We start from the raw sequence: 26,106 nt of genomic DNA, 5'->3' as shown, positions 1-26,106 counted from the left end.
CCTCTTCAGCGTGCCACTGCCGATCACGTTGAGCCACAGACCACCAGGTGGTCAGATCAACATCAACCTCGTTGAAGGAATGAAACACCGCCAACCACCACGGATGAACCCGAAACTATCCAAACCCCGGCCGAAACGCAGGCCGCAACCATAAACCGCTAGAAGTGTCCAAGACCTCCATGGACTCCGTGCCCAAAAAAAGAGACCGGACTCCATACCCCAAGCCCTATGGACATAACAAAGAAACACTAGGGGGTAGACAATCAACAACTAATGAGTTATGGTCAACACACTTGCCCGATTGTCACCCAACTCACATTGGAAGGAATTTTTAATGCTCACCATAGACCTTGTCGAAGTGTGCTCAAAAGCTGACACCACTACTGAGTCCCCTGCGCTCTCCCAGTCTCCGGGAAATTGCGCCTCCTGCACAGGCTCCAATTCCCCAGGCCTGCCCTCAACCTCGTCAGCACCCACACCAACTGTTGACAAAGAGCTCGAAAGGCTCCTCGCCTAAATAGACATAAAATCTTCAGGCAGTCGGACTTACTTCCCCGTATTTCCGACCGCCTGTCCCGTTTTCGAACATCCAAAAGAGCGACATGCTTTTATCCACACCCTTTGAACTTCTCCAAGGCCCCACCCGGCAATATATTATCTCCCAATTCTCTATCAATAGAGTTGAAAAAGACCAAGCTTTACACTATGAACAAAGCCTCGAAGCGCTCAGGATCTCCCACAAAGACGTACTAAAAAGCACGGTAGAAGTGAATCTTGTATACATCGGGAATAAACTACCCGATGTTCCAAATATCTCGAACTTTATATCACTTTACTCCCCTAGCATGCAGTGGCCCCAAAGCAAAAACCGGCGAAAAGTCGTAGATTTTCTGATTTACGAGAAAGGTAATCCCCACCAGCTCACGGGCCGCGACAAAAATCGTCCTAATGTAACTTATTCCTTCGACCCACTCAAACGCTTTAGAAGTAGTATCAACTGGTTTCGGAGCGGGCGCCCATGTCCACTATGTTCCATTGCAATAGAAAGAAGTAGTGAACCAAAGGCAGAGGCTACCATTAAGAAAGCATTAAATTCAGCCAAGAATGATCCCCATAGGGGTAGCTCTAAAGAGCTAGAGGCAATCCAAACATTGAACATACTCAGTGCAATTACAGATGCAATAACACTTGGCCTGGCAATCAAGAATAATGATCCTCACGCAGCAGATACCCTTCGATACGCTGAGTTCCAAGATCTAACTAATGGGCTAGTACACACCGCTGTCCTCCCCACGGATCCAAAGTGTAATCATGAGGGATTCTATGGAAAATAAATACAGCAATGACGCAACAAGGTTACAGATTCGACGCTCTATACCGGCCATCGACCTCACTACCCTTAGGGCTGTACGAAGCCAACTATGTGCAGGAAATGCACTTACAATTGACAGTGGATTCGCAATTTCACCTCTAAGCGCGGCCTCCGCTAACCATTGGATCATGCGGCTTGGTGAGTTTGACTACGCACTGGACCTAGATAATTCCCAACCAATTGATCCCCCCACAAAAGACATCCACTCTCGCCAACCAAGTCTCACTAACGCAGACCGACATATCAATATAGAAGCTCGCTCACTGGAGCAAAGTGACCTTCATGCTATTTTAAACAACTGTTTCCTAAAGCCCCTGACTTCCCCAGAGATGAGCCGTCCATATGCCAGTGCCGGCAGTTTATATCCAGTACAGGTATTCATACTCGCCAGGCAGGGACGACAATGGGAACGCTTCCACCTACTACCATTAGCTCGCCGCTTGGAGAACCTAGGCCCAGTCCCATTTACAGAAATATTTAACTACGTTGGATGTGATGGACCGGTAGCTCTAGAACAGGTCGACCTAGTACTGGGATTCGGAATAATTCCCGAAATCTCAATAGCAAAATATCGACTTCGCGGTTACAAGTTCTCACTCATTGAGATTGGAGAAATGATCCAAGAAGTAACCAGGAACGCTGGTTCTATGAACTTCTCTACCAGACCATATGGGTATTTTGACGAACTTTCTATAGCAAACCTATGGGGATTAAATCCTGATGATATCTGGATTGAGCAACTCCAACTCCTCGCTAAGGAAGACTCATGAAAAGCCTACAATTCCGGTATTCACCTCTCTCGGACGAATCCATCGCTATTGCAGACGTCACAAATCTAGCATCAGGAATCGGATTCGGGGAGCCACAGAGCGAGCTACGCGCTACGGCAGAAGCACTCGAACGATTCTGGCAGAAACGGGGGCCAAGCGATCACGCGAAAATCTACAGTCTTTCGAACGCTTTCAACGATGATAAATTGATGGTTTCAGAGCAAGCACAGAATGTAACAGATTCATCCGGAACAGCAATACATCGCAGCCTTGAAAAGGCCATTGAATCTGCATGTCTCGAATTTATCGAAAGACAATCGTTAATTGCCCACTGGAGATTCTCAACCCATGGAGTAGAACTATCCATGAACAATCCAGCTGAAAATGATCACCCTTCAGAAACCTGGCGGATTTACGAAATATCAATATTTGAAGGCGTATACGTTTGCCTAGCATTATTTAGCTCACCTGCGAAAAGCACTCAGTACTCTGCCGGCGCTGCTTCGGGATTCCATCTTCAAAGTACTGTAGAGAAGGCGCTGAGAGAATGCCGCCAAGCAATTCTATCTATGCAAGACAACTTGTTTAGACGATTGACGGGACGCCCATTAATGGACTGCATACAAGACGAGTATCTCAAGGCAAATAAACCAAATACATCCGAAGAATGGAGTAATTCAACCGCACTGCGGATTACAATTCCTTCACAGCTACGACGAACACCTAATAACGCTTTAGAGCTGCTAGCGAATACAACAAACCCGCCACTAATGCTAGTAGATAGTCTTTCCTATGACGGTTCGCCTTGGTACATAGCCCGGCTTCTAAGCAACGACTGGCCCTCGGGACTGCAGGACGATAGACCTGGTGCATTAAAAACTCTAAGCACCTACCTTGGAAACGAATTCAGACCCGGGCCGGTCCCCTTCGGATAAATTCATCTGACATCACGATAATCACGAGTCATTTAAAAATGGATTCCGAATGCAACTTATACGACAAGTCATTACACAATCTTGGAAACTATCGCCTTGGAACAACTTTTTAGTCCTCGTCTCCATTGTAATCTCGTCAATTTCTACAGTTATTGCCCCGTATGTTCTCGGTGGTGGAGTCAACTCTCTCCTTAATAGTTCAAACAGGGAGGACTTCATTACAATTGGCCTACAGCTTTCTATACTCTATTCTCTGATTTGGTTTTTAGGAACATCCTCAAGATACATATTATTTCCAACGTATGGAACGATTGAGCAAAAGCTGCAGTCCGAGCGAATGGCCAGGTCTCTCACCGATAGCATCGATGCCAGCCCTAGCGCACGATCGCATGCTGATAATGGAGAGATCTCATTTGCCATTGATAGCGAGGCCTCCGCATATCGTGACACATTATCCAGCATCTACCTGTCTATATTGCCGGCAACCATTTCTTTAGCCTCCGGCATTTTCCTAGTCGTTATTGCCAGCACTTGGTTAGAAGGAATAATCCTCACAGCAGCCATTGTGACCTATTGTGCGGTCAGCTACCGGCTAATCCAAAGCCACCAGAACGCCCAGACAAAGTTTTTCAAAGAGAGCATGCGCAGTTTCGGCGTCCTAGGGAATTCTTTGTCCCTCTGGAAAGAAGCGACAGTGTTTTCTACCCAAGCATTTTTGGAATCTCGCTATAGAAAGGATCGAAGTACTGTAGAACGCGCTGGAGTCTATTCCTATACCATGACGCGGCGGCTGTATGTTGCCCAAGGAATCGTTTTAGCAATAACGATTTGTGTTCTCATTATAGCCATTATCCTTCGAACAAGTAATGGAGATGCGCAGGCAATCGGATCAATTATCTCGTCTACAGGAATCGCCATTGCAGCCATTACGCCTCTTCAATCCGTCGGATTTGGAGTGTCCACACTCGCTGTTTCAGTTTCCCATGCGAGTGAAGCAAGCGAAAAGATTCGCCCAACGGGGTTCGTCGCCGCAACAAGCCAAAACGTGGATTTGTGGAATGAGCAAATACTGCGTTTGTCTGACATGGCAGCTTCGGCACACCAGCGACATGAACAAAGACCAATCTGGGTTCTTGGTCCAAGCGGCTCAGGGAAAACGACGGTTTTGGAAGGGTTCCTAAATCTAAATGAGTATTCGTTACCCTTGCAACAAGAATCTTGTGAGATAAGGGAAAATTCAACGTATGCGCCTCAAAGCGCAAGCCTGTTACACGCCAACGCCATAGACAACGTTATTTTTGGCCGATCAATAGCCGTGTGCAAAGCTGACGAATTACTCACAGCAGTAGGACTACACGAGTTTTCTTCAACGGGCTGCAAGAAGAACTCCGATGTAGCGGGTGAAGACGGTGGGGCATCCGGTGGGGAAAAACAAAGAATCGCCTTGGCACGAGCATTGATCGCTAAGCCCGGGTCAATTGTGGTCCTCGATGAACCAACCAGTAGCTTAGACAAGAACTCACGGGCGTTGGTGTGGGACATTATTGAAGACCTTGCACGCGAAAAAACGATCATTGTTTCAACGCACGATGCTTCAGCACCTATTCATCAAGACGATACGGTGCTTCAATTGACCAATGCCAATGAAGCACCTTTATCAAAACCAAAGGAGTATCCCAGTGAAGCTTAGTTTCTCTTAATCGCTATCCGTAGACAGCGCCGCCACGAAGGCCTCCTGCGGCACGGACACGGAACCGATGGACTTCATGCGCTTCTTACCGGCCTTCTGCTTCTCCAGCAGCTTGCGCTTACGCGAGATATCGCCGCCGTAGCACTTGGCCAGCACGTCCTTGCGCATCGCGCGAATGTTCTCACGCGCGATGATCTTCGAGCCGATGGCCGCCTGGACGGGCACCTCGAACTGCTGGCGTGGGATGAGCTCCTTGAGCTTCTTCGTCATCTTGTTGCCGTACCACTGTGCGGATTCGCGGTGCACGATGGCAGAGAAGGCATCCACCGGATCACCGTTAAGCAGAATATCGACCTTCACCAAGTCCGCCAGCTGCTCGCCGGCCTCCTCATAGTTGAGGGAAGCATAGCCCTTGGTACGGGACTTCAGCATGTCGAAGAAGTCGAAGATGATTTCACCCAGCGGCATGGTGTAGCGCAGCTCCACGCGGTCCTCAGAGAGGTAGTCCATGCCGCCCATCTGGCCGCGCTTGGACTGACACAGCTCCATCGTCGAGCCCACAAACTCCTCCGGCACGATGATGGTCATCTTCACAATCGGCTCGTAGACCTCGCGCAGCTTGCCGCCGGGCCAGTCCGACGGATTGTGCACCATGGACTCCTCGCCATCCTCCGCCACCACGCGGTAGGTCACCGAGGGAGCCGTGGAAATCAGGTCCAAGCCAAACTCGCGCTCCAGACGGTCGCGCGTGATTTCCATGTGCAGCAGGCCCAGGAAGCCACAGCGGAAGCCGAAACCGAGGGCGACGGAGGTCTCGGGCTCGAAGGTGAGGGAGGCGTCGTTAAGCTGCAGCTTCTCCAGCGCATCACGCAGGTCCGGGAAGTCCGCCTGGGAGATGGGGAACAGGCCGGAGTAGACCATGGGGTTCGGGTCGGCATAGCCCTTAAGGGGCTCGCTCGCGCCATTCGACGCCCACGTAATCGTGTCACCCACCTTGGTCTCACGCACGTTCTTCACGCCCGTAATGAGGTAGCCCACCTCACCCGGGCCCAGCCCCTTACACTTCTGCATGGTGGGGCTGACGATGCCCACCTCGAGCAGCTCATGGTTGGCACCCGTGGCCATCATGGTGACCTTCTGGCGCGGGGTCAGTTTGCCATCCATCATGCGGATATAGGTCACCACGCCGCGGTAAGTGTCATAGACGGAGTCGAAGACCATGGCGCGGGCCGGGGCATCCTCGCCGAACTCGGACGTCGGTGCCGGAATGAGCTCCGCCACCTTATCCAGCAGCTCCGGCACGCCCTCGCCGGTCTTACCGGACACGCGCAACACCTCCTCCGGCTCGCAGCCGATGATGTGGGCAATCTCCAAGGCGTACTTCTCCGGGTCGGCCGCGGGCAGGTCGATCTTGTTCAGGACCGGGATGATCTCCAGGTCATTTTCCATGGCCAGGTAAAGGTTGGCCAGGGTTTGGGCTTCGATGCCCTGGGCGGCGTCGACAAGCAGGATGGCGCCCTCGCAGGCCTCCAGCGCGCGGGAGACCTCGTAGGTAAAGTCCACGTGGCCGGGGGTATCGATCATCTGCATGACGATCTCCTGGCCCTCGAACTCACCGGAGCGAGGAATCCAGGGCAGGCGCACGTTCTGCGCCTTAATGGTGATGCCGCGCTCGCGCTCGATATCCATGTTGTCGAGGTATTGGTCGCGCATATCACGCTCCTCCACCACCTGCGACAACTGCAGGATGCGATCAGCCAGCGTCGACTTGCCGTGGTCGATGTGGGCGATAATGCAAAAGTTTCGGATCTTGGACGGATCCGAAAACGTAGTGGCCGCGAAGTTTGTAGACATGTGTTTAGAATAGACGACATGTCTAGGTTGGCACGCATTCTCGGTATCGGAGGCCCTGAGCCTGTCGACGTCGGTCTCGAGCGCATCACCGAAGGCTTGGGGTTGAACCAGAATGATTCCGTGACGGAACCGCGCAAAGCCGCCGACATTCGCGTCGAGTGTGCCGCCGCCCACCCGCGCAGCGTCTTCTTCACCCCCGACATGGACGGGCAGGCAGACTCCGGCGAGGTTGTCTGGGTGTGGGCGCCCTCGGATGGCAAGCAGTCCCCGCCGCGCGAGCGGGCCGTGCTCATTGTCTCGCGCACGCGCACCACCGTGCTGGGTCTGCTCATCTCCCCCAACCCGGGCCACGCAAACAAAGAGGAATGGCTCGATATCGGTACCGGTGAATGGGACGAATCCGGCCGGCAGTGCTGGGTGCGGATGGACCGCGTGTTGGAAATCTCCGAGGAACAATGCCGCCGACAGGGCACGCTCTTCCCGGAACGCCGCTTCGAGCGCATCGCCAACCGGCTGCGCTCACGTTATCACTGGGCCTGATTTGGGGATTCGGTCCGAGCCCTGCTAAATTTTTTGGGATGCCGGGGCACGCTGGCGGTCAGGACCTTGGGTCCGCCTTCCTCGGTTGCACATTCCTACGACTCTAAGAGGTATAACGATGGCAAACATCAAGTCCAAGCAGAAGCGCATCCTGACCAACGAGAAGTCTCGTCAGCGCAACAAGTCCGTACGCTCCGCCGTGCGTACCGAGATCCGCAAGTTCCGTGAGGCCGTCGCCGCTGGTGACAAGGCTGCAGCCGAGAAGCAGCTGCGCGTTGCCTCCCGCGCACTGGACAAGTCCGTGTCTAAGGGCGTCTTCCACCGCAACACTGCGGCTAACAAGAAGTCCGGCATGGCCACCGCCTTCAACAAGATGGCCTAAATGAAACCGCTCCTGAAGTGGGTCGGGGGAAAGCGCCAGCTGCTACCCGCTATCCACTCCGTGCTGCCCGAGAGCTTCGATACTTATGTCGAGCCTTTCTTGGGCGGCGGAGCGGTTCTTTTTTCTTTGGCGCCCGAACGCGCCCGGGTCAATGACCTGAACACCGAGCTCATCACCGTCTACGAGGTGGTCCGCGATAACGTGGACGAGCTCATCGCCCTGTTAAAGGGCTATCCGAATGATCCGGATTTCTTCTACGAGATGCGCGCCCGCGACCGCGAGCCGGGTTTTGCGCACTTAAGCCCCGTTGAGCGTGCTGCCCGCACGATTTATTTGAATAAGACCTGCTACAACGGGCTTTATCGGGTGAATAACGCCGGCCAGTTCAACGCCCCGTTTGGCCGCTATGCCAACCCGAAGATTTGCGATGAGCCCAATCTGCGTGCGGTTTCGGAGTACCTGTCCTCCCACGACGTGACGTTTTATAACGGCGACTACGCCGCGGTGGAGGCCAACGAGGGGGATTTCGTTTACTTCGACCCGCCCTACGATCCGGTCAACCCCACGAGCAATTTCACCGGCTACCAGTCGGGTGGTTTTGGCCGCGCGGACCAGATTCGTCTGAAGGAAACCTGCGACGACCTCAATGCCCGCGGGGTGAAGTTCCTGCTGTCGAATTCCGCGACGGACTTCATCAAGGAGCTGTACGCGGACTACCACATCGACATCGTGGGGGCCACGCGCGCGGTGAACTCCGTGGCCTCGAAGCGCGGCAAGGTCGATGAGGTGCTCGTGCGCAATTATGCTTAACGACGCCGCCTGGGACCTCGTCTACCCCCACATCGCCGCCGACATCGCGGACCAGGGCTTTGCGGTATTGCCCGCCGCGAAGCTTAAGGAGCTATCGGGCCGCGAGCCGCGGTTGATGGCCAAGCATGACTTTTCGGCGGCGCGCCCCGAAGTGTTTCGAAAGCACGGTTTGTCCATGCTGCCGATTCGCCGCGATGCCTACCTGATTGGCCGCTTTGACCTGTACCAGCCTTTCCCGGAGCAGGCCGGGCCGCTGAAGTCGATGCCGGTTCCGAGCCACATCCAGTCCATTGACTTCGAGAACCTGACCTCGGAGGCAGCGGCACTGACCGCGGCGAGCTTAAGCGGCATGCTCGAAGATTTCCTGGGCGGTAAGCTGGTGCCGACGGTCAGCGGGCGCATGTCGACGCTCACGCTGCCCATGCGTATCGGCGGGCGCGACGTGGTGGTGGACCGCGCCCAGATGGAGATCGATGCCGGCTTCGAATCCGCCGAACACCTCGTGCTCGTGGAGGCGAAGAACCACCTCTCCCCCGACTTCAACATCCGCCAGCTTTATTTCCCTTTCCGCCGCTTCTCGCTGGCTCTGGATAAAGAGGTGGTGCCGGTGTACCTGGTCTACTCCAACGGCATTTTCCATTTCTACCGCTACGCGTTTAGACAGCCGGAGGACTTCCGCAGCATCGAGCTCGTAAGCGCGGCGCGCTATGTTTTGGGCGAGTCTGGCGTGACCGACGCGACGGTGCGCGCGGTGCTGGCTCGCACTCAGGTCGAGGGCACGCGCGTTCCTTTCCCACAGGCGGACTCCTTTGCGCGGGTCATCAGCTTGCTGGAGAACCCAGTGGACAAAGCGGAGATGCCCGAGGAATTTGGCTTTACCCCGCGCCAGGCGGATTATTACAGCAACGCCGCCCGCTACTTAGGCCTAAGCAAACTGAGCGGCACGCGCGATGAACGCAATCTCACCCTCGTCGAGGCCCTGGCTTCCCGCCCGGTGTTCCGGAACATGGTGCAGCACGTCGTGGATACCCACCGGATGGTGAGCAAAGAAGAAGCACTGGTCTTCATGCGCGCGGCCCACCTGGGACTCAACGATACGACCCTGCGCCGCCGCTCCGCCACGGTCGCGGCGTGGTCGCAGTGGCTCGCGGAGCTACTCGAGCAGGCCTAGGCGGCCTGGATGCCGGCCCACACCAGAGCGCAGCCAGCCACCACGAAGAAGGCTCCGGAGCCGATGTCGATCCACGGGCCCGCGGCCAAGAGTCGTCGGCGAATCGCGCGGGTAGAAATGACCGTCGAGAGGACCACGAAAAGCAGGTAGCTCGACAACGACAAGCTCAGCACCAGCGCCACCGATACCCACACCGGCGGGTGCGGCGGCAGCAGCGGGGCGACCATAGCGGCGAGGAAGAGCACGATCTTCGGGTTGGACAAGTTGGTAGCCAAACCCGTGCGGAAGACCTTGCCCACCGACCCCAAGCGTGCGGCCGCCTCCTCCTCATCGACGGGCGGCTGCTTGCGCAGCTCCAGCCCGGAGCGAATGGAGAGCACGCCCATAAACACCAGGAAACAGCCACCGATCACCTGAATCAACGAGAGGACACCGGGGAAGGCGGTGAGCAGGGCGGCCGCACCGAACACGGTCAGCGTGCACCAGAACAGCACGCCGACCTGGATGCCCGTCGCCGCCGCAATGGCGTGGCGGCGCGAGCGCGTGGCATAGCGCGTCACTAGGACGATGTCCGGGCCGGGTGCTGCCGCACCGACGAGATTCATCAGGAGGATGGCCGCAAACGCGGACCAGCTCATGACAGGCGCTCGAGAAGGTCCTCGCGGCCGAACATGCGGGCCGAGTCGAGGGCATTAGGCTGGCCGGCGGAGGGGTCGGCGCCGGCGTCGAGAAGCGCGTCGATCACCGCGTCTTCTTTCTTAAAAATCGCTCCGGCCAATGGCGACTGGCCACGGTCGTTGAGGAGGTTGACGTCGGCCCCCGCCGCGGCGAGCTGGCGTACCAGCTCCGCATGGCCGTGGTAGGCGGCAAGCATAATGAAGGACTGCCCGTCCTGGTTCACCGTGTCCACGTTGACGCCCTGCTTGATGTACTCGAGCAGCGTGGCATCGCCGTTGCGGGCAAAGTCAAAAAGCTTGGTGGCAAAGTTCTGGATGTCATCCATGGAGGGTTAGTCTAGCGCGCCAGCTCCGCCACCCGTTTAACGGCCGCCTCGATGGCGAAGTCCTCGTCCCCGCCCTGGCCCTTGACCGCAGCATCCAGCTCCGCCATGAGGATCACGGCCTTGGTGATATTCTCCCCCGACCAGCGCCGCGCCACCGGTTGGGTGAGTTTTACCGCGTAGGGCGCCATGCCGGTCTGGGAGGCCAGGGAATACTGATCCCCGCGCGCGGAGTAAAGCCGCGCGATATTGCCCACCTTGTTAGCCAGCGCCGAGGCGATGGCCACGGGGCTCGCCCCTAACTGCAGCGCTCGACGGCACGTGGAGACCGCCGCCTCCACGCGGCCAGCCACAGCAGCATCCGCGATATCCCAGTTGGCCACCTCTGCCACGCCTACGTAATACGCGTGCACCGCCTCGCGGGTTACCTTGCCACCTGTGTCGAAGACCAGCTGCGAGATGGCGGAGGCGAGTTCGCGGAGGTCGGAGCCGACGCCGTCGAGAAGCGCCTGCACCACATCCGGGGTGGGGCGCACCCCATGCGAGGCGAACTCACGGGTAGCCCACTGCGCGAGCTCGTTCGGGTAGAGGGAAAAGACCTCATGCACCTCGGCCGCCTTGCGCAGCGCCGCGATGAGCTCCGGCGGCTTCTTCTTTTTCTTCAGCGTCTTCGCCGTCACCGAGTAGATCAAAATGAGCGTGATGCCGGGCATCGGGTTGGCGCAGGCGTCGAGGAGGATCTTCGTGACCTCCTTGCCGGCCCGCTCCACATCACTGATGACGATGACGCGGTCCTCCCCAAACAGGGAGGGGCTGGTCGCTTCCAGGATTTCGCCTTCGCTCACCTCGGAGGCCTTGAGCTTGGTTACTTCGCCGTGTTGGATACTCAGGCGGGCGCGCTCGGCCAGGAATTCGTCATCGCCGAGGATGAGGTGCACGGGGGCTGAAGACATACCTGTCATCTTAGCAACGCCGCGATGATCCACCCGCCGAGCAACAGGACCGCAATAGGGCCGGCGGCCACGGTGGTCACGGGCATCGAGGAGGCGACAAAGTGGATCCAATCCGCCAAGGGCTCAATGAGGATCACAAGCGGCCTGCCCAGCCCCACCTGCGCCAGGGCGGCGGCGATAAGCCCCACGACGGTGATGACCGGCACGACCGGAGCCACCAGCACGTTGGCGATGACAGAGACCACCGAGACCCGCCCGGACATCAGCGCGATGAGCGGCATGGTCACGATATCCGCGGCGATGGCCACGGCGAAGGCGCGGGCGACAATACCTGTGCCCAGCACGCGCAACAGCAGCGGGGTCAGCGCCACGATGCCGGCGGTCGCCGCCACGGAGAGCGCGAACCCAAAGCTGACCGCTAGGTCGCTGTCCGCCGCGAGCAGGAACAGCACGCCGAGGGAGAGCGCATGGAGCGGTTCCATCTTCGAGGAGTGGAGCACCGCCACCAAACCGGCCAGCCCAGCGACGGTGGCGCGCTGGACGGAGGGCTCCCACCCCACCAGCGCCACGAATAACGCCAACGCGCTTGCCGACGCCCCCACCCTCGCCCGCGGCCCCGGCACCACCAACGCGGCCGCGGTGCACACGATGGCGACGTTAGAGCCCGACACAGCACTCAAGTGCGACAGCCCGGTGTCGATGTAAAGCTGCTTGTCCTCGGGGCTTTGCAGGCTGGTATCGCCCAGCACCATGCCAGGGATAAGGCCGTTATCGCACACGGCGCGGAAGTTCTCCGCCACCGCGGCGGTCCAGCTATGGGCGTGCGCGGTGAGTTCGCCGCTGAAGACGGTCTGCCCTACCCCTACCCGGTCAGACGGACCGGGGTGACCGTGCACCGTGACAAGGGAGCCGCTGAAGGCCTCCGGTTTTTCCTTGAGGAAGACCGGCAGCTGCGCCGGGTAGCCGGGCACGCGCAAGCGCACCATCCACCCGGAGGCGGTCTGGGTGGGGTCGGCGGCAAGTTTTCCCGTCACCTCCGAACCAAAATGAAAGCCCGCCGCGCGCACCGAGCGCACATGCGCAAGGGTGGCAAAGATGGCCCCACTTGCCGCGCACAAGATGCCCTGGCCACGCCACTGCCCGCGCGCTAAAGCGAAGAGCACGAGCCCACCCAGCAGCCAGGGGTAGCCGAAAAGTACTGCGAGCGTGGCCAACCATGCGACCACCGCGGCGGGTACGAGCCGCAGTTCCCTCACGGCCGAACCTTGTCCTTGAGCTTCGCGAACTTCGCCGGTCCGATGCCGGAGACGTCCATGAGTTGCTCCACGGTGGTAAAGCTCCCGACTTCCTCGCGGTGCGCGATGATCGCCGCAGCCGTGGCCGGCCCGACCCCGGGAAGCTCAGTGAGCTCCTCCACGGTGGCGGAGTTGAGGGAGATAGTGTCTTCGGCCGCAGCGCCTAGGGCAGCGGGAGGAGCGCCGACGGTGATCTGTTCGCCGTCGTTAAGCTTCTGCGCCAGGTTGAGGTTGTCGGTGGGCACGCGCGGGCGTGCCACCTCAAGGGCGTCGTTGATGCGCGCGCCCGGTGCCAAGGTCACCAGGCCCGGCTGCTCGACGTCGCCCACGACGGAGACCACGATGTCGGCCGCCACCTCGCTGCTCGGCGCGGCCACCTCATAAGGGTTCTCCGCGCTGCGGCTCAGCCCCAGCCAGGCGAGGAGCGCAACGCCGGCTAAACCTGCTACGACAAGCGCCAGCCAGGGTGGCACGCGCACGCGCGGAAAGTCGACGTTGAGCAGTTCTTCTTCCCCGGTGGGGCGGGTGAGGTCGCGGAGACGATCAGCAATGGCGTTCATGCCCGCGACGCTACGCAGCGCCCACACCCCCGTCGAGGGCTTAAGCCGCAGCCTGTGGATAACTTGTTGAAGACATCAACAACGTCTTTAGCTCGGCTCCGCCGTCAGCTAAAGACCGCGGAGACGCCGATGGCTCCGGGGCCGACGTGGACCGCGAGGACGTCGGTAAGCGGCACCAGCATGAAGGATGAATCCGGCAACGCCAAGCGCAGCAGGTCCTCCAGCCGGCGGGCCGAGACCTTGTCTTCGTTGTACTGGACCACGATGAACGCCGGCTTGCCCTCCGCGCGGGAGGCCACCAGATCCACGAGCTTGGTAAAGGCCTTGGTTTGGGTGCGGGTCTTGCCCACCATCTCCAGCTTGCCGCCCTCAATCGCCATGATTGGCTTGGTGGCCAGCAGCGCGGTCGACAGCATCGCCGTGGCCGCGGACATGCGCCCAGAACGGCGCAGCTCCTCCGTCGAGCTGAGATAGACCAAGGTGTGCCCGCGCTCGAGGGTGTTGATGGCGGCGGCATAGCACTCGTCGAGTGAGGCGCCTTCCTGGGCAAGCTTCGCTGCGGCCATGGCAGCGGCACCCATGACCATGCCCGCGGTGCCGGAATCGATGACGCGCACGGTGTCGGGGAAAACGCCGGAGGCAGTCACCGCCGCCGACCACGTCGAGGACAGTTCCTTCGACAGGTGGATGGCTAGCACCCCGTCATCGCCGGAGCGTTCCATCTGACGGCCATACAGGGCCGCTAGCTCCAAGGCAGTCAGACCAGAGGTGGACAGCTCCGCGCCATCTTTGCCGTGGCTTTCCATGACGTGCAGGTCCACGACGCAGATGTCGAGCTCCTCGACGATATCCGCCGGCAACCCCGCGGCGGAATCGGTGACGACGCGAATCACTAGACGTCCGCCCCGGCGCCACCAACGACGGCGCCGCCCATGTTCCAGCCGTCGAAGTACCACTGGGCGCGGCTGACGTTCTCCGGGGTGAATTCCAGCGGGGAGAGCGGACGAGCGGCGTCGAACTCAGGCCGCGCGGTCAGCTGCGACCAATGGGTGTTTTTCAGACCGGAAAGAATCCCGTACTGGTGATGCTCAAGGCCCAAAAGGTGGCAGGTCAGCGCGGAAATGGCGCCGCCGTGCGCGACGACAAGCACCGCGCCTTCATCCCAGTCGGAGTGCTCCTGCATGAGCTCATCAATGACCGGGCGGGCTCGGTTGGCCACATCGACGCGGCTTTCGCCCTGCGGCGGCGCCCAGGTGGGGTCGTGGCGCCACAGCGCACGCGCCCCGGGGTACTGCTCATCCACCTCGGCGGAGGTCATCCCCTGCCACTCCCCCAGGTGGGTTTCACGCAGGCGCTTATCGACGGTTACTGCAAGCCCCAAGTGACGGGCGATGATCTCAGCGGTTTCGCGGGCACGGATGAGGTCCGAGGCGACAACCGCGGTGATGCCTTTATCCTCGAGCAGGTCAGCAGCAGCGCGCGCTTGGGAGTACCCTACGTCCGACAGCTCGGTGTCCAGGTGCCCCTGCATCCGTCCGGTGGCGTTGTAGGTAGTTTGCCCGTGGCGGATGAGGAGGAGACGGCGGGTCATAATTCGTCATCTTCCGGCTCTGGCTGGGCCAGGGGAATCTCATCGATCGAGTCCACGTCGCGCGGGTTGACTTCATCAGACCACTCGCCGGGGCGTTCCGGGGTGTCCAGACCGGGGATGTCGAGAAGCGGGCAGTCGTGGTAGAGGCGATCCAGGCCGTAAAACTCGCGCTGATCGTTGCGCTGGACGTGGACCACGATGGGGCCGTAATCGAGCAAGACCCACCGGTTCTCACGATTGCCTTCGCGGCGCTTGGGCTCAAAGCCCTGCTTGGTCAGCTCGTCCTCGACTTCCTCGACGATGGACGCCACTTGGCGCTCGGTATCGGCGGAGGCCAAGACGAAGACCTCGGTAATCGCCAGCACGTCGGAAACGTCAATAGCGGCAATGTTGGTGGCCAGCTTTTCATCCGCAGCCAAGGCGGCGGTTTCCGCCATCTGGCGTGCTTCATCAGTAATCGACATGACAATCCCTACACAAGTACTTTTCTCTTAAGAACTCTAGTCTTACACGACAAGGCGCATTTTCCTAGTCGAATTCCCCCCGCCTCTGCGCGGATACTACAGCGGTTTTTCCGGGTGCGGGCTGTAGAGGTGATTCTTGGCGATGTATTGCACCACCCCATCCGGCACCAGGTACCACACCGGCTGGCCCTGCTCGGCGCGGGCGCGGCAATCGGTGGAGGAAATGGCCATGGCGGGAATCTCGATCAGCTCGATGTCGTCTTGGGAGCCCTCCGGCAACATGTCCTTGCGTAGCTCGTAGCCGGGGCGGGTCACGCCAACGAAGTGCGCCATCTCCAGCATCTCTTCCCAGTTCCGCCAGCTCATGATGGAAGCGACAGAATCCGCACCGGTAATGAAGTAGAGCTCGGCATCGGGGAAAAGCTCGCGCAAGTCCCGCAGCGTATCGATGGTGTAGGTGGGGCCCTCGCGGTCAATGTCTACGCGGGAGACGGTAAAGCGCGGGTTTGAAGCGGTGGCCACCATGGTCATCAGGTAGCGATGCTCGGCGGCGGTGACCTGCTTATCTGCCTTCTGCCAGGGCTGGCCGGTGGGCACAAAGACCACCGTATCGAGGCGGAAACGGTGGGCTACCTCGCTAGCAGCGACGAGGTGGCCGTTGTGGATCGGATCGAAGGTGCCACCCATGATGCCGATGCGTTGTGGACTAGTCATGGCTGGTGAGTATACCGGCCACAGCATCAATGACCTGCACGTCCTGCTCGGTAGGCTCCCCCAGGAAGTAGGAGGCATGGCGCTTGGCCTTCGTGGCTAACGCTCGGTTGGCGGCTTCCGGGGAGAAGTCGCAGACGAAGTCACCGTCCAAGCAATAATCGACGGAGCGGTGCTCCGGTAGCCCGGCGCGGTTCTGAACCCACGGCACCTGGTGGAGCGGATTGCCGAACGTCAGCACTGCATGCAGGCGCCCGGTATCAGCGAGGTAGCTTTGGGCGCTTGTCGCGACGAGCGCGCCCTGCGAGTAGCCGGCGGCCACCCAGCGCGGGTGGCAGCCGGTGGTGGATTCATAGTCTTCGACCACCTTCGGGGCGTTGCGGACACCGGTGCGCAGACTATCGGCGGCTCCCAGTGTCACCGAGTATGCCAACTCCCCGATGGGGTGCTCCTGGAGGATCTCCACGGTTCGCTGCACGAGTTCACGCGGGCCGAGGTCCTCACCCTCCTGCGCCAAGGGTGGCAGGTTCATGGCGGCGGGATAGGATTCCGGGTCGAGCGCTAGCACATAGACGCCATCCATAGCGCCCGGGTGGCGCTGCTCAACCTGGTGGAACAGCGCAGCAAAGTTACGTCCCTCAAAGCCCGTGGACTCTGGCGCATGCACGGAGTAGCGCTGCGGGCCCACGTATTCGCCTTGCTCCTCGTTCTGGTCCGAGCCGCGCGCGACAAGCACCGCGGTGTCGGGGCAGGTGTCGATACCGCCCGCCGAGGCCGCAGGAACGTTCAGGAGAAACGCTGCTGCGCCAAGCGCGGCACACATGCTAAGAGGAAGAGGCTTCACCCTTTCCTGTTTAGCGGAAACGAACGCTGTCTACCATGCGGCCGATGGAATCGTAGACCTGGTTATCCCACTCGTGGTAGGTGAAGAAGTACTGGCCGTGGGAGCCGCCAGTGGGCTTAGCGGCGTAGAGGGTGTGGGCGGAGAGGTCGCACACGGCATCGAGGGGCAGGCAGTAGTCCACGCGGCTGACGTTGGCGCGCATCTGCGGGAAGTGGCCCATCGGGCCGCCTGCGCCCTGGGTCGCACCGACAACGGCCGGATCCCCGGCGCGGGTCAGCGGGTTGCCAAAGGTCACGACACCGGCGAGCTGGCCGCGGTGGGCTAGCTCCAGCTCGTGGTTGGACAGGACCATAGCACCTTGGGAGTAGCCGGACAGGATGTACTGCGGGTGGCAGCCGGTAGCGGCCTCGTAGTTGTTGATGGCGCTGGTCACGCCGCGCTTGCCGGTCTGTACGGAGTACATGAACTGGTTGATGGCGGAGACCGCGGTGTTGATGACCGGGTTGGCGTACTGTGCGGCTAGGCGCACCAAGTCGGCCGCGGTGGTGGGAAGCGACTCGTTCGGCACGGAATACTCCGGGTACGTCGCCGGGTAGTATTGCGGCTCCAGCCCCAGCACGTAGACATCCTTCATCAGCGAGTTGCCACCGTGTGTTGCCTGATAGCGCGCTTCAGCGCCGTGCAACATGGCGCGAATGGATTCGCCTTCCCACCCATTGGAGGCTCGGCCACCCTGGTTGGAGTACTGGGTGGGATAGATCTGGCCGTTCTGGCCGGAGCCGCGCGCGGCGACGACGACCACGGCGGGGCACTGTTCGTCGGCATGCGCGGCGGGTGCAGATACGGTGTTCGGGACGATGAGGGCGGCCGCGGCCACGACGGCGGCGGCGACGGAGGAAGCAATGCGGGACAGCATGAGCGGAAGGCACCAATCAGTTCTTTGTTATTACCGCGCTTTAGAGTACCCAGTCCTGTCCCGCCGCGCAGCACGAACCCCACACAAGGCGAACAATCTACTCGAAAAGTTTTCGAGTAGGATGTTTTGCGCAGGTCAGGCTCGAAAAATTCCTTTCGAGTAGCTTTCGAGTAGCTTTCGAGCTCTACTCAGCTCACCCAAAAGGCCCCTCAACAAACCACACTGCCCGCGGATCGCGCGGACCATTACCCCTCCATTTCACAAGCCCCTTGTCACGCATGGCTTGCAATGCACGACGCACAGATGGAATTGACACGCCAAGAGCTTCGGCCACTTCTCCCGTAGACATTGGACGTGCGCTCGTTTCCAACGCTGCCAACGCCCCTTCAGCATGGCGGGGCAAATCCTGCAGCACTTGCTCGTTCAATCGTTGAATTGCCTTCAACGTCAGAACAACGCTGCCACTGGTCTGCACATAAGAGGGATCAGCAAAACCGACGCGGCGCATACCAGCGAACATACGCCGGATGCCCTCGCCCAGTTCTTGGCCTATGCGTAACTCAGCAGTAACGCGTGCAATGAGGGGGTTACGCGCGAAACGTGCTATCGATTCAGGCTTAGCGGGATCAACAAGACCCGGAAAACGTCCGGGGCTAGAAATCTCAATCCGACTGGGGTACACCTCAAATCGAATATGATCACCCGACATACTGTATGAACGGTGCACAACAGCGTTAACTAGGCCTTCCAGCCACACATCATGCGGAATGAGATTCTCGTCCTCAAATAACCCCGCCCCCGACAACCTACGAACCGTCGGCAGCATCCCACCGATTACCTCTTGTGCTGCACGGATCTGATCAGGCAACGGACCATCAAAGCGACGGTCTTCCATCAACTGCTGTTGCTGACCTGGCAGGCGCTCATCTTCTGCGAAGCGAAGTACTCGGATGTGAGCATTCGGGAAAAACTCTTGCGGATTCTTTCCAAACAGCAAGAGCGCGGCGGTCCGCGGACGCCCCTGGCGGTCAATCAGATTCCGCGCGTTGAGTGAATCTACGCCGGAAGACGAACCGATAATGTCAGCGTAATTTTCGACTAAGGACATATCGAGATCTTCTGAGCTAGCATGCGCCGGCACAGTAGCATCGTACTGCTGCTCGCCCTTGGTGTATCGAAGCTCGAGGATGTCATCGGCCTTGAGATGCCTAGACTCGTCTCCCACCCGCAGGTAGCACTCCCCCGACCTTAAATAGTGAACACGCTCGCTGGGCAGGATATGAAAGAGGAACACCTCTACGCCCTCGTCAATTTCGAGCGTTTCGATGCGAACTTTAACGGTCGGATCCGTATGGTCCAACGCGGTCTGCCGCAAATCGTTCCCCTGACCCGCGGTAGGGAGACCATCAAACTCACGATCCGTAATCCCCACGGCAACAACGCCACCCTCAGCATTAGCCATTCCGACGATTGTCTTGGCCAAATCCTTAGGCTTGATTCGGAACGATTTGCGGTCGAACCACTGATCTTCAGGCACACTCAAAAGCAACCGTGGCTCTTCGTGAAAGTTTCGCTGTAGACTCACAGAGAAACATCCTACTCGAAAATTTTTCGAGTAGGATGTTTTGCGCAGGTCAGGCTCGAAAAATTCCTTTCGAGTACCTTTCGAGTAGCTTTTCTAGCTGTCCCTAGGGGCGGGTCTGGCCGGTGCCCTGCAGCACCCACTTGGTAGACGTCAGCTCCGGCAGAGCCATCGGGCCGCGCGCGTGCAACTTCTGAGTGGAGATGCCGATTTCCGCGCCCATGCCGTAGACCTCACCGTCAGTAAACGCGGTGGAGGCGTTGAGCATGACGGCCGCAGCATCCACCTCGTTGGCGAAGGTCAGCAGCACGTCAGCGTCCTGGGCGGCGATGGCCTCAGTGTGGCCGGTGGTGTACTCAGCAATGTGCGCGATGGCGCCGTTGACGCCATCGACCACCTTGGCGCAGATATCCATGGAGAGGAATTCTTCGCGCCACTCTTCGTCGGTGGCCTCCACGGCGTCCTTAACGCCGAAGGCTTCGAGCTCCTTCACATCGCCGTGGATGGTGACGCCTGCCTCCTGGAGGGAGGTGATGATGCGGAGCTTTGCGGCGTCGTCAAGCGCGGCGTCGATCAGCACGCCTTCCGTAGCATTGCACACCGAGGTGCGGCGGGTCTTGCCGTTGATCACCATATCGGTAGCCTTGTCCAGGTCAGCGGAGGCATCGACGTAGAAGTGGCAATTGCCGGTACCCGTCTCGATGGCGGGGACGGTGGCGTTTTCCACCACAGCGTTGATAAGGCGCGCGCCGCCGCGCGGGATGACCAGGTCCACCAGGCCGCGGGCGGTGATGAGGTCCTGCACGGAATCGTGGGTCTCACAGGGCAGAAGCTGCACGCCTTCGCGTGGCAGATCGAATTCCACGAGGGTGTCTTGGAGGAGCTCCACGAGCTTAGCGTTGGAGTTCTTCGCGGACTTGGAACCGCGCAGCAGCGGCACGTTGCCGGACTTCAGGGCCAGGCCGAAGGCATCGACGGTGACGTTCGGGCGGGCCTCGTAGACCATGCCCATCACGCCGAGCGGCACACGAACCTGCTTCATCTGGATGCCGTTATCCATGGTGCGGCCCTGCAGGATCTCCCCTACCGGGTCCTGGAGGGAAGCTACCTGGCGCAGGCCGCCGGCAATGCCCTCGATGCGGGCGGCGTCCAGCGACAGGCGGTCGATGAGGGACTCGGACATACCGTTGGCGCGGCCGGCTTCGATATCGAGCTGGTTAGCAGCGAGGATGTCCTCGGTGTGCGCGATGAGGTTTTCCGCGGCGCGATTGAGAATCTCGTTCTTGCGCGGGGTGGTCAGCTGCGCGAACTGCGGCGCCACCGCCTTGGCGGCGCGGGCTTTGGACAGAACTTCTTCACGTTCGGTGTTGCTCATGCCATACCAGCGTACGGAAGGTCTGCCCGCTTGTCAGGGATTTTGTGCAGCTATGGGCGCGGATCGGCCCTTAGTTAGGCCTCGAGCTCGCGGCGGCGCTCCGCCGCGGCACGCAGGCGCTCGGCGCGCTTTTTCTTTTCTCCTTCGGAAAGCTCATCAAAGAGCTCTTCATCCGACTCGCTGAACTTCAACACCCCGCGCGCAGCCCAGGAAGCGAAGAACGCGATGACGGGCGAGATCCAGAAATAGCTCCAGTCGAAGACAAAGAGGCCCAGGAAGAGCGCAATCATCGCCACCGACCAGATGACGGAATCCACTATCTGCACCTTGCGGCCGCGGGAGAGCATGTCCTCCAACTCCGCCTCGTGGCGGCGTGCGGGTGTTGTGGCGCTTGGGGTGGAAAGCTCCGGCAGGTCCGCAAAGAGCTTTTCGACGTCTCCGCGCGTGCGCGCCGCGGCAGCCTCGCCGGTGCGCTGCTCAAATTCATCGGGGCCCAACGCACCGTTGACGAAGTGCTGGCTCAACTGCTCCAGGGCCGCAGAACGCTCCGCATCACCAACGCGGATATCGGGGTTCTCCATTAATAACCTGCCTTCGGGTCAACCAGAGTGGGCAGCTCCTCCCCCGCCGCGAAAGCCTTGGCCACCTTGATGGTGTGCGCGCCAATCTTCTCGCGCACGGAGCGCTGCGTATTGGCAATGTGCGGGGTGATAACCACGCGCTTATCCTGCCATAGCGGGTGATCCTCCGGCAACGGTTCGGGGTCGGTGACGTCGAGTGCGGCACCCGCGATCTCGCCCGACTCGAGTGCTGCGAGGAGGTCCTCGGTGTTGATGAGCGGGCCGCGGCCCACGTTGACCACGACCGCGTGATCCGGCATCTGCTTAAAAGCTTCCGCATCCACCATGTGGCGGGTCTCCGGGGTCAGCGGAGCGATAAGGACGAAGTAATCCGCCTTCGGCCAGACCTTGTCCACTTCAGAAATCGGGTAAGTCTCCTCCGCGCCCTCGACCGGGTTGCCGGAGCGGTTGACCGCAATGATGCGCGGCCCGAAACCAGACAGCATGCTAATCAGACGCTTGCCAATGCCACCGGCACCAATAATGGCCACCGTCTTATCGTCGTAGAGGTAGGAGGTGTGGGCCTCCATCTCTGCATAAGAATCAAACGTGCCGTTGACGCGACGGTGCGCGTGCAGCTGCGCCAGAAGCAGCGCGATGGTGGATTCCGCCACCGTGTTGTCATAGACCCCGGCGGCGTTTGACCACGGCACGCTGCTCCCCTTCATTGCGTCGAGCACGTGGTCCACGCCCGCCGAAGGAATCTGCACGAAACCAATGTTCTCCGGCAGCGGGTCCGGGAAGTCGGTGCCGTCGCCGGTGTAGATGAGGAAGGAGGCCTCATCTAGCCGGGCGCGCTCAAAGCCCGCGGCGTCAAGCACCTCGATGGTTTCCTCCCACGGGTGTGGTTCGATGGCGTACTTCATGCACATCCTCCTTAGCTAGTATCCGGCGTCCGGGTCGACGCGCGTGGGCATATCCTCGCCGCGCTCCCACGCGGCGGCGTTGGCATTGAAGATAGCACCCAGGTGGTACTGGGCCACGTGATCCGAGGCCGCCATGTGCGGGGTCAGCGTAGCGTTGGGAAGCTCATAGAGCGGGTGGCCATCCGGAAGCGGCTCCGGATCCATGACCTCGAGGCCCGCTCCCGCGATCTCGCCCGTGCGCAGTGCATCCACGAGATCATCAGTGACTACGGTGCTGCCGCGGCCGACGTTGATAAACACCGCCGAGCGCTTCATGGCGCGGAACACCGCAGCATCAAAGAGAGCTTCCGTCGCTTCTGTCGCCGGCAGAATGCTCACCACGAAATCCGCCTCGCCCCATGCTTCGTCGACGCGCTCGATAGGGAGTGTTACGTCCGCGCCGTCCACTGGGCGGCCCGAGCGGTTCACCGCGGTGATGTGCACGCCAAAGGGCCGGAGATAGGCCATGAGCTGCGTGCCGATTCCTCCCGCGCCCACGATGAGCACGCGCGTAGGCCCCTGTTGGTCATAGAGCCAGGCCTGGGATTCATCGAGCTCACGCGCCACCGACCAGGACTTCGCCAGCGCGAAAGCCTTGTGGTGGTGCGCCTGGGAGAGCATGAGCCCCAGCGCGGATTCCGCCACGGGCTTGGCAAAAGCGCCGGCGGAGTTGCACCACGGCAGGCCATCCGGCCGGATGAGCCCGGCCTCGATATGGCGGTTCACCCCGGTGAAGCAGTATTGCACCCACTGGATATTCTCCGGAATCTCCGGGGTCTGCGCCGGGTCCGAGGCGGTGTTCACAAAGACCTCGGCTTCCGCCAAGCTCTCCACGCGCTCGTGCCCGGCTGCGTCGATATCTGCCACGGTCGCTGCCCACACATCGGGGCCCATGAAATAGCGCATTAAATTCGGGACGCGAAATTGGACAGGTAGTCGGCGTGAACAACCGGGCGGCGCATGTCCTCCGGCAGCTCCTCGGTGTGCTTGCCCAGCAGGTTGCGCAGCGTGGCGGAGTCATAGCCCACCTCACCGCGGCCAATGACCTGGCCCTTGGGGCCCATAATGTCCACGATCTCACCGGCGCTGAACTCACCCTTGATATCCGTGATGCCCACGGCCAACAGGGAGTTTCCGCCGCGGACCACGGCTTCCATGGCGCCCTCGTCGAGGCGCAGCGAGCCGCCGGTATCCGCGCAGTAGAGCGCCCAGAACTTCCACGCAGACAGGCGGCGCTCCTCACGGGTGTGGAAGACGGTGCCTACGGAGGCGTCGTCAAGCGCCTGTCCGATGTTATCCGCCGAGGTCAGCAGCACGGGAATGCCGCCGCGGGTGGCCAAGCGCGCAGCAGAGACCTTCGTGGCCATGCCACCGGTGCCGACCTTGCCGCCGTCACCAGCAACAACCGCCTTGAGGTCCTTGCCGGTGCGCACCTCCTCGACGAACTTGGCATCGGGCTCCGCCGGGTTCTTGTCATAAAGGCCGTCCACGTCGGAGAAGAGGAAGAGGGCATCCGCGCCAACCAAGTTGGCCACGAGCGCGGAGAGGCGGTCGTTATCACCGAAGTGCATCTCGGAGGTCGCGACGGTGTCATTCTCATTAACGATGGGCACCGTGCGCATCTGGCGCAGGCGGTCAATGGTGCGCTGGGCGTTGCGGGCGCGATCGCGCTTGCCGACGTCCGACGCGGTCAGCAGCACCTGCCCAATGGTGCGGTTATAGCGGGCGAAGGACACGCCCCACTCGTAGGCGAGGTGGACCTGGCCCACCGCGGCAGCTGCCTGCTTGGTGGCTAAATCGGTGGGGCGCGTGGTCAGGCCCAGCGGGCCCATGCCCGCAGCCACCGCACCGGATGAGACGATGATGATGTCCGAGACATTCATGCGGGCGCACACAGCGTCAACGATCTTGTCGATCTTCTCAGTCGAGGTCACGAAGTCATCGCGCGTCAACGACGAGGAGCCGATCTTGATGACGATGCGCTTGGCCTTGGAGATCTCCTCACGCAGGGGTGAGGAAAAACCACTGGATTTTTCCGACAGCGTGGTCGTCTCCGGATAGTCCATGTCCGGGGTTGGACCCTCAAAGGGTTCGAGGGGAAGAGGATAGTCGATCTGGTTGTCGTGTTCGGATGACATACCGGCTCAGTATACCGGGCTAGCCCTGCCAGCGATCGCGGTTTGCGGACTCGCGCGTGACCTCCCCATCCGTGCCAAAGTCGAACTCGTCGACGAGACCGCGGCGCGCCTGGGAAGCGCGCTTACGCTCGGCAGCCGAGACTCGCTCGGTGCTCATGAGGCGGCCATCCTGTCCGCGGCCAGCGTCGGTCGCGCGGCCACCAGCCATGGGCTCGTACTCGAAGGTGATGTCCCCGATGGTCACGGGGCAGCCTTCCTGCGCGCCTTGGCGGTGCAGTTCCTCTTCGACACCGGCCTTGGCAAGGCGGTCCGCAAGGTAGCCCACGGCCTCGTCGTTTTCGAAGTCCGTCTGGCGGATCCAGCGGTCGATCTTTTCGCCTTCGACGATGAAGCCGCCCTCCACCTCGGGGTCTGGGGTGACGGTGAAGTCGGCGAACCTGCCCTTCTTTTTCTTGCCCACGGACTTCGGCTGAATAATGGTGTGGTTCTTGTCCGCGGCGACCTTGGGCTGAGCCTTGCGGTGCTCGTTGACCATCTCCATGAGCTTGTACTTCAGCGGGTCGAGGCCCTTGCGCGCGACTGCGGAAATGATGAAGACGGGCCAGCCGTACTTCTCTTCGAGGTCACCCTTGACAAATTCTGCTAGCTCTTCGGCCTCGGGAATGTCCGCCTTGTTGAGGATGATGACGCGCGGGCGCTCGCGCAGATCCCCCAGGCCGGTGTCCTGCTCCAGCAGCTCTTGGTACTTGGCCAGCTCGGTCTCGAGGGCCTCGATATCAGAGAGCGGATCGCGGCCCGGCTCGATGGAGGCGGTATCCACCACGTGGGCCAGGACCGCGGTGCGCTCGATGTGGCGCAAGAAGTCGAGTCCCAAGCCCTTGCCCTCGGCGGCCCCAGGGATCAGGCCCGGAACATCCGCCATGGTGAAAGACTCATGGCCCATGTCCACTACGCCCAGGTTGGGCTGGAGGGTGGTGAAAGGATAGTCACCAATCTTCGGCTTGGCCGCCGAGAGAACAGAAATAAGGGAGGACTTACCCGCGGAAGGAAAGCCCACGAGGCCGACGTCCGCCATGGACTTCAGCTCCAGGATGAGATCGCGCGCCTCACCAGGTTCTCCCTGCAGCGCAAAGCCCGGAGCCTTACGAGCAGCCGAGGCCAGTGCTGCGTTACCAAGTCCGCCGAAACCGCCCTCCGCAGCCACGAAGCGGGTCCCCGGGACCGTGAGGTCCGCGAGCATCTCCCCATCCTCGGTATAGACCACGGTGCCTGCCGGCACCTCCAGAATGAGGTCCTTGCCGCGCGCGCCGTTGCGCCAGTCGCCAGCACCGTTGCCGCCACGCTCGGATTTGATGTGCGGGCGGTAGTGAAAGTCCATCAGCGTATGGATTTGGGTTGAGACCTCCAGCAAGATGTCTCCGCCGTGGCCGCCGTTGCCGCCATCGGGCCCGCCGAGCGGCTTGAACTTTTCGCGGTGAACGGAGGCGCAGCCGTGTCCGCCATCGCCTGCCTGCAGGTGCAAAACCACTCGGTCAATGAATCGTGCCATGCCCGTTAGTCTAACGGTTCCTGGCATACCGTCCTAGTTGAGCACTGCCGGGGATCTGAAGCCCACGGCCCCTTTAGTC

The 26,106-nt window shown here is 60.3% G+C and carries 27 protein-coding genes; 8 read left to right on the top strand and 19 right to left on the bottom strand.

Features of this window, described 5'->3' with window-relative positions; translation table 11 throughout:
- Positions 1 to 602 precede the first annotated feature (602 nt).
- The 4 genes from HMPREF2635_RS13225 to HMPREF2635_RS12890 all read left to right on the top strand — a co-directional run bounded on the left by HMPREF2635_RS13225 (position 603) and on the right by HMPREF2635_RS12890 (position 4,767).
- Positions 603 to 1,334 carry a hypothetical protein gene (locus HMPREF2635_RS13225; RefSeq protein WP_141756300.1) on the top strand — a complete coding sequence of 244 codons (732 nt, stop codon included), beginning with the start codon at positions 603 to 605 and terminating at the stop codon, positions 1,332 to 1,334.
- Between the two features lie 478 nt (positions 1,335 to 1,812).
- A complete protein-coding gene (locus HMPREF2635_RS13810; protein WP_371326311.1) occupies positions 1,813 to 2,142 on the top strand; it encodes a nitroreductase family protein in 330 nt (109 codons plus the stop codon).
- Positions 2,139 to 3,077, top strand: coding sequence for a YcaO-like family protein (locus HMPREF2635_RS12895; protein ID WP_083321276.1), 939 nt, complete (start codon positions 2,139 to 2,141; stop codon positions 3,075 to 3,077). The genes HMPREF2635_RS13810 and HMPREF2635_RS12895 overlap by 4 nt, the downstream gene beginning before the upstream one ends.
- 49 nt (positions 3,078 to 3,126) lie before the next feature.
- Positions 3,127 to 4,767 (top strand): ATP-binding cassette domain-containing protein, encoded by a 1,641-nt coding sequence (locus HMPREF2635_RS12890; protein WP_083317831.1) that lies wholly within the window; start codon positions 3,127 to 3,129, stop codon positions 4,765 to 4,767.
- 6 nt (positions 4,768 to 4,773) lie between these two features.
- On the opposite strand, the gene lepA is transcribed toward HMPREF2635_RS12890, so the two are convergent.
- The gene (gene lepA, locus HMPREF2635_RS03195) at positions 4,774 to 6,621 is read right to left on the bottom strand and encodes a translation elongation factor 4 (protein WP_070821261.1); all 1,848 of its coding nucleotides are present in this window, start codon (positions 6,619 to 6,621) and stop codon (positions 4,774 to 4,776) included.
- An 18-nt stretch (positions 6,622 to 6,639) separates the two neighbouring features.
- On the opposite strand from lepA, the gene HMPREF2635_RS03190 reads away from it, so the two are divergent.
- From HMPREF2635_RS03190 to HMPREF2635_RS03175, 4 genes are all read left to right on the top strand, one after another.
- A complete protein-coding gene (locus HMPREF2635_RS03190) occupies positions 6,640 to 7,161 on the top strand; it encodes a type II toxin-antitoxin system PemK/MazF family toxin (protein WP_049156445.1) in 522 nt (173 codons plus the stop codon).
- A gap of 118 nt (positions 7,162 to 7,279) precedes the next feature.
- Positions 7,280 to 7,543: a 30S ribosomal protein S20 gene (rpsT, locus tag HMPREF2635_RS03185; protein ID WP_010190855.1), complete on the top strand. Its 264-nt coding sequence runs from the start codon at positions 7,280 to 7,282 to the stop codon at positions 7,541 to 7,543.
- The gene (locus HMPREF2635_RS03180) at positions 7,544 to 8,353 is read left to right on the top strand and encodes a DNA adenine methylase (RefSeq protein ID WP_070546683.1); all 810 of its coding nucleotides are present in this window, start codon (positions 7,544 to 7,546) and stop codon (positions 8,351 to 8,353) included.
- On the top strand, positions 8,346 to 9,524 hold the full coding sequence (locus tag HMPREF2635_RS03175) for a type II restriction enzyme (protein ID WP_246819879.1): 1,179 nt from the start codon (positions 8,346 to 8,348) through the stop codon (positions 9,522 to 9,524). Before HMPREF2635_RS03180 ends, HMPREF2635_RS03175 begins: the two co-directional genes overlap by 8 nt.
- Here the strand turns inward: HMPREF2635_RS03175 and HMPREF2635_RS03170 are convergent.
- The 18 genes from HMPREF2635_RS03170 to obgE form a co-directional block, all read right to left on the bottom strand.
- Complete coding sequence (locus tag HMPREF2635_RS03170) at positions 9,521 to 10,162, bottom strand: LysE family translocator (protein WP_070517901.1); 642 nt, start codon at positions 10,160 to 10,162, stop codon at positions 9,521 to 9,523. The genes HMPREF2635_RS03175 and HMPREF2635_RS03170 overlap by 4 nt on opposite strands.
- On the bottom strand, positions 10,159 to 10,527 hold the full coding sequence (locus HMPREF2635_RS03165) for an ankyrin repeat domain-containing protein (protein ID WP_049156457.1): 369 nt from the start codon (positions 10,525 to 10,527) through the stop codon (positions 10,159 to 10,161). The genes HMPREF2635_RS03170 and HMPREF2635_RS03165 overlap by 4 nt, the downstream gene beginning before the upstream one ends.
- An 11-nt stretch (positions 10,528 to 10,538) precedes the next feature.
- Positions 10,539 to 11,486, bottom strand: a complete 948-nt coding sequence (holA, locus tag HMPREF2635_RS03160; RefSeq protein WP_070509990.1) for a DNA polymerase III subunit delta — start codon at positions 11,484 to 11,486, stop codon at positions 10,539 to 10,541.
- On the bottom strand, positions 11,483 to 12,733 hold the full coding sequence (locus tag HMPREF2635_RS03155) for a ComEC/Rec2 family competence protein (RefSeq protein ID WP_070517902.1): 1,251 nt from the start codon (positions 12,731 to 12,733) through the stop codon (positions 11,483 to 11,485). Before HMPREF2635_RS03155 ends, holA begins: the two co-directional genes overlap by 4 nt.
- Positions 12,730 to 13,332: a ComEA family DNA-binding protein gene (locus tag HMPREF2635_RS03150; protein ID WP_070517932.1), complete on the bottom strand. Its 603-nt coding sequence runs from the start codon at positions 13,330 to 13,332 to the stop codon at positions 12,730 to 12,732. The genes HMPREF2635_RS03155 and HMPREF2635_RS03150 overlap by 4 nt, the downstream gene beginning before the upstream one ends.
- Before the next feature lie 104 nt (positions 13,333 to 13,436).
- Positions 13,437 to 14,225 (bottom strand): DegV family protein, encoded by a 789-nt coding sequence (locus HMPREF2635_RS03145; RefSeq protein WP_046648993.1) that lies wholly within the window; start codon positions 14,223 to 14,225, stop codon positions 13,437 to 13,439.
- The gene (locus tag HMPREF2635_RS03140) at positions 14,225 to 14,923 is read right to left on the bottom strand and encodes a histidine phosphatase family protein (RefSeq protein ID WP_070517903.1); all 699 of its coding nucleotides are present in this window, start codon (positions 14,921 to 14,923) and stop codon (positions 14,225 to 14,227) included. Before HMPREF2635_RS03140 ends, HMPREF2635_RS03145 begins: the two co-directional genes overlap by 1 nt.
- Positions 14,920 to 15,387: a ribosome silencing factor gene (rsfS, locus tag HMPREF2635_RS03135; RefSeq protein WP_046648992.1), complete on the bottom strand. Its 468-nt coding sequence runs from the start codon at positions 15,385 to 15,387 to the stop codon at positions 14,920 to 14,922. The genes HMPREF2635_RS03140 and rsfS overlap by 4 nt, the downstream gene beginning before the upstream one ends.
- Positions 15,388 to 15,483: 96 nt before the next feature.
- The gene (nadD, locus tag HMPREF2635_RS03130) at positions 15,484 to 16,101 is read right to left on the bottom strand and encodes a nicotinate-nucleotide adenylyltransferase (RefSeq protein WP_049156470.1); all 618 of its coding nucleotides are present in this window, start codon (positions 16,099 to 16,101) and stop codon (positions 15,484 to 15,486) included.
- The gene (locus HMPREF2635_RS03125) at positions 16,094 to 16,942 is read right to left on the bottom strand and encodes a cutinase family protein (RefSeq protein WP_246824835.1); all 849 of its coding nucleotides are present in this window, start codon (positions 16,940 to 16,942) and stop codon (positions 16,094 to 16,096) included. The genes nadD and HMPREF2635_RS03125 overlap by 8 nt, the downstream gene beginning before the upstream one ends.
- 10 nt (positions 16,943 to 16,952) lie before the next feature.
- Positions 16,953 to 17,858, bottom strand: coding sequence for a cutinase family protein (locus HMPREF2635_RS03120; protein ID WP_049156476.1), 906 nt, complete (start codon positions 17,856 to 17,858; stop codon positions 16,953 to 16,955).
- A 193-nt stretch (positions 17,859 to 18,051) separates the two neighbouring features.
- Positions 18,052 to 19,395, bottom strand: a complete 1,344-nt coding sequence (locus HMPREF2635_RS03115) for an RNA-binding domain-containing protein (RefSeq protein WP_246824834.1) — start codon at positions 19,393 to 19,395, stop codon at positions 18,052 to 18,054.
- A gap of 151 nt (positions 19,396 to 19,546) precedes the next feature.
- Entirely contained in the window at positions 19,547 to 20,815 is a 1,269-nt protein-coding gene (locus HMPREF2635_RS03110) for a glutamate-5-semialdehyde dehydrogenase (protein WP_070546661.1), read from the bottom strand.
- 74 nt (positions 20,816 to 20,889) lie between these two features.
- On the bottom strand, positions 20,890 to 21,396 hold the full coding sequence (locus HMPREF2635_RS03105) for a DUF1707 SHOCT-like domain-containing protein (protein ID WP_070546657.1): 507 nt from the start codon (positions 21,394 to 21,396) through the stop codon (positions 20,890 to 20,892).
- On the bottom strand, positions 21,396 to 22,301 hold the full coding sequence (locus HMPREF2635_RS03100; RefSeq protein ID WP_070546655.1) for a D-isomer specific 2-hydroxyacid dehydrogenase family protein: 906 nt from the start codon (positions 22,299 to 22,301) through the stop codon (positions 21,396 to 21,398). The genes HMPREF2635_RS03105 and HMPREF2635_RS03100 overlap by 1 nt, the downstream gene beginning before the upstream one ends.
- Positions 22,302 to 22,316: 15 nt before the next feature.
- Positions 22,317 to 23,246 (bottom strand): D-isomer specific 2-hydroxyacid dehydrogenase family protein, encoded by a 930-nt coding sequence (locus tag HMPREF2635_RS03095; RefSeq protein ID WP_070509961.1) that lies wholly within the window; start codon positions 23,244 to 23,246, stop codon positions 22,317 to 22,319.
- Positions 23,246 to 24,406 (bottom strand): glutamate 5-kinase, encoded by a 1,161-nt coding sequence (proB, locus tag HMPREF2635_RS03090; protein ID WP_232751595.1) that lies wholly within the window; start codon positions 24,404 to 24,406, stop codon positions 23,246 to 23,248. Before proB ends, HMPREF2635_RS03095 begins: the two co-directional genes overlap by 1 nt.
- Before the next feature lie 91 nt (positions 24,407 to 24,497).
- On the bottom strand, positions 24,498 to 26,027 hold the full coding sequence (obgE, locus tag HMPREF2635_RS03085) for a GTPase ObgE (protein ID WP_049157130.1): 1,530 nt from the start codon (positions 26,025 to 26,027) through the stop codon (positions 24,498 to 24,500).
- Between the last annotated feature and the right edge of the window lie 79 nt (positions 26,028 to 26,106).

This window comes from Corynebacterium sp. HMSC035E02, from assembly GCF_001836065.1.
Taxonomy (GTDB): Bacteria; Actinomycetota; Actinomycetes; order Mycobacteriales; family Mycobacteriaceae; genus Corynebacterium; species Corynebacterium hiratae.
This window is presented reverse-complemented; position numbering and strand designations above follow the sequence as displayed.

Bases quoted from the DNA above. Each gene is read 5' to 3' on its own strand.
- HMPREF2635_RS13225 (WP_141756300.1), top strand. From the start codon at position 603: ATGCTTTTATCCACACCCTTTGAACTTCTCCAAGGCCCCACCCGGCAA.
- HMPREF2635_RS12895 (WP_083321276.1), top strand. From the start codon at position 2,139: ATGAAAAGCCTACAATTCCGGTATTCACCTCTCTCGGACGAATCCATC.
- HMPREF2635_RS12890 (WP_083317831.1), top strand. From the start codon at position 3,127: ATGCAACTTATACGACAAGTCATTACACAATCTTGGAAACTATCGCCT.
- lepA (WP_070821261.1), bottom strand. From the start codon at position 6,621: ATGTCTACAAACTTCGCGGCCACTACGTTTTCGGATCCGTCCAAGATC.
- HMPREF2635_RS03190 (WP_049156445.1), top strand. From the start codon at position 6,640: ATGTCTAGGTTGGCACGCATTCTCGGTATCGGAGGCCCTGAGCCTGTC.
- rpsT (WP_010190855.1), top strand. From the start codon at position 7,280: ATGGCAAACATCAAGTCCAAGCAGAAGCGCATCCTGACCAACGAGAAG.
- HMPREF2635_RS03180 (WP_070546683.1), top strand. From the start codon at position 7,544: ATGAAACCGCTCCTGAAGTGGGTCGGGGGAAAGCGCCAGCTGCTACCC.
- HMPREF2635_RS03175 (WP_246819879.1), top strand. From the start codon at position 8,346: ATGCTTAACGACGCCGCCTGGGACCTCGTCTACCCCCACATCGCCGCC.
- HMPREF2635_RS03170 (WP_070517901.1), bottom strand. From the start codon at position 10,162: ATGAGCTGGTCCGCGTTTGCGGCCATCCTCCTGATGAATCTCGTCGGT.
- HMPREF2635_RS03165 (WP_049156457.1), bottom strand. From the start codon at position 10,527: ATGGATGACATCCAGAACTTTGCCACCAAGCTTTTTGACTTTGCCCGC.
- holA (WP_070509990.1), bottom strand. From the start codon at position 11,486: ATGACAGGTATGTCTTCAGCCCCCGTGCACCTCATCCTCGGCGATGAC.
- HMPREF2635_RS03150 (WP_070517932.1), bottom strand. From the start codon at position 13,332: ATGAACGCCATTGCTGATCGTCTCCGCGACCTCACCCGCCCCACCGGG.
- HMPREF2635_RS03140 (WP_070517903.1), bottom strand. From the start codon at position 14,923: ATGACCCGCCGTCTCCTCCTCATCCGCCACGGGCAAACTACCTACAAC.
- rsfS (WP_046648992.1), bottom strand. From the start codon at position 15,387: ATGTCGATTACTGATGAAGCACGCCAGATGGCGGAAACCGCCGCCTTG.
- nadD (WP_049156470.1), bottom strand. From the start codon at position 16,101: ATGACTAGTCCACAACGCATCGGCATCATGGGTGGCACCTTCGATCCG.
- HMPREF2635_RS03120 (WP_049156476.1), bottom strand. From the start codon at position 17,858: ATGCTGTCCCGCATTGCTTCCTCCGTCGCCGCCGCCGTCGTGGCCGCG.
- HMPREF2635_RS03110 (WP_070546661.1), bottom strand. From the start codon at position 20,815: ATGAGCAACACCGAACGTGAAGAAGTTCTGTCCAAAGCCCGCGCCGCC.
- HMPREF2635_RS03105 (WP_070546657.1), bottom strand. From the start codon at position 21,396: ATGGAGAACCCCGATATCCGCGTTGGTGATGCGGAGCGTTCTGCGGCC.
- HMPREF2635_RS03100 (WP_070546655.1), bottom strand. From the start codon at position 22,301: ATGAAGTACGCCATCGAACCACACCCGTGGGAGGAAACCATCGAGGTG.
- HMPREF2635_RS03095 (WP_070509961.1), bottom strand. From the start codon at position 23,246: ATGCGCTATTTCATGGGCCCCGATGTGTGGGCAGCGACCGTGGCAGAT.
- proB (WP_232751595.1), bottom strand. From the start codon at position 24,406: ATGGACTATCCGGAGACGACCACGCTGTCGGAAAAATCCAGTGGTTTT.
- obgE (WP_049157130.1), bottom strand. From the start codon at position 26,027: ATGGCACGATTCATTGACCGAGTGGTTTTGCACCTGCAGGCAGGCGAT.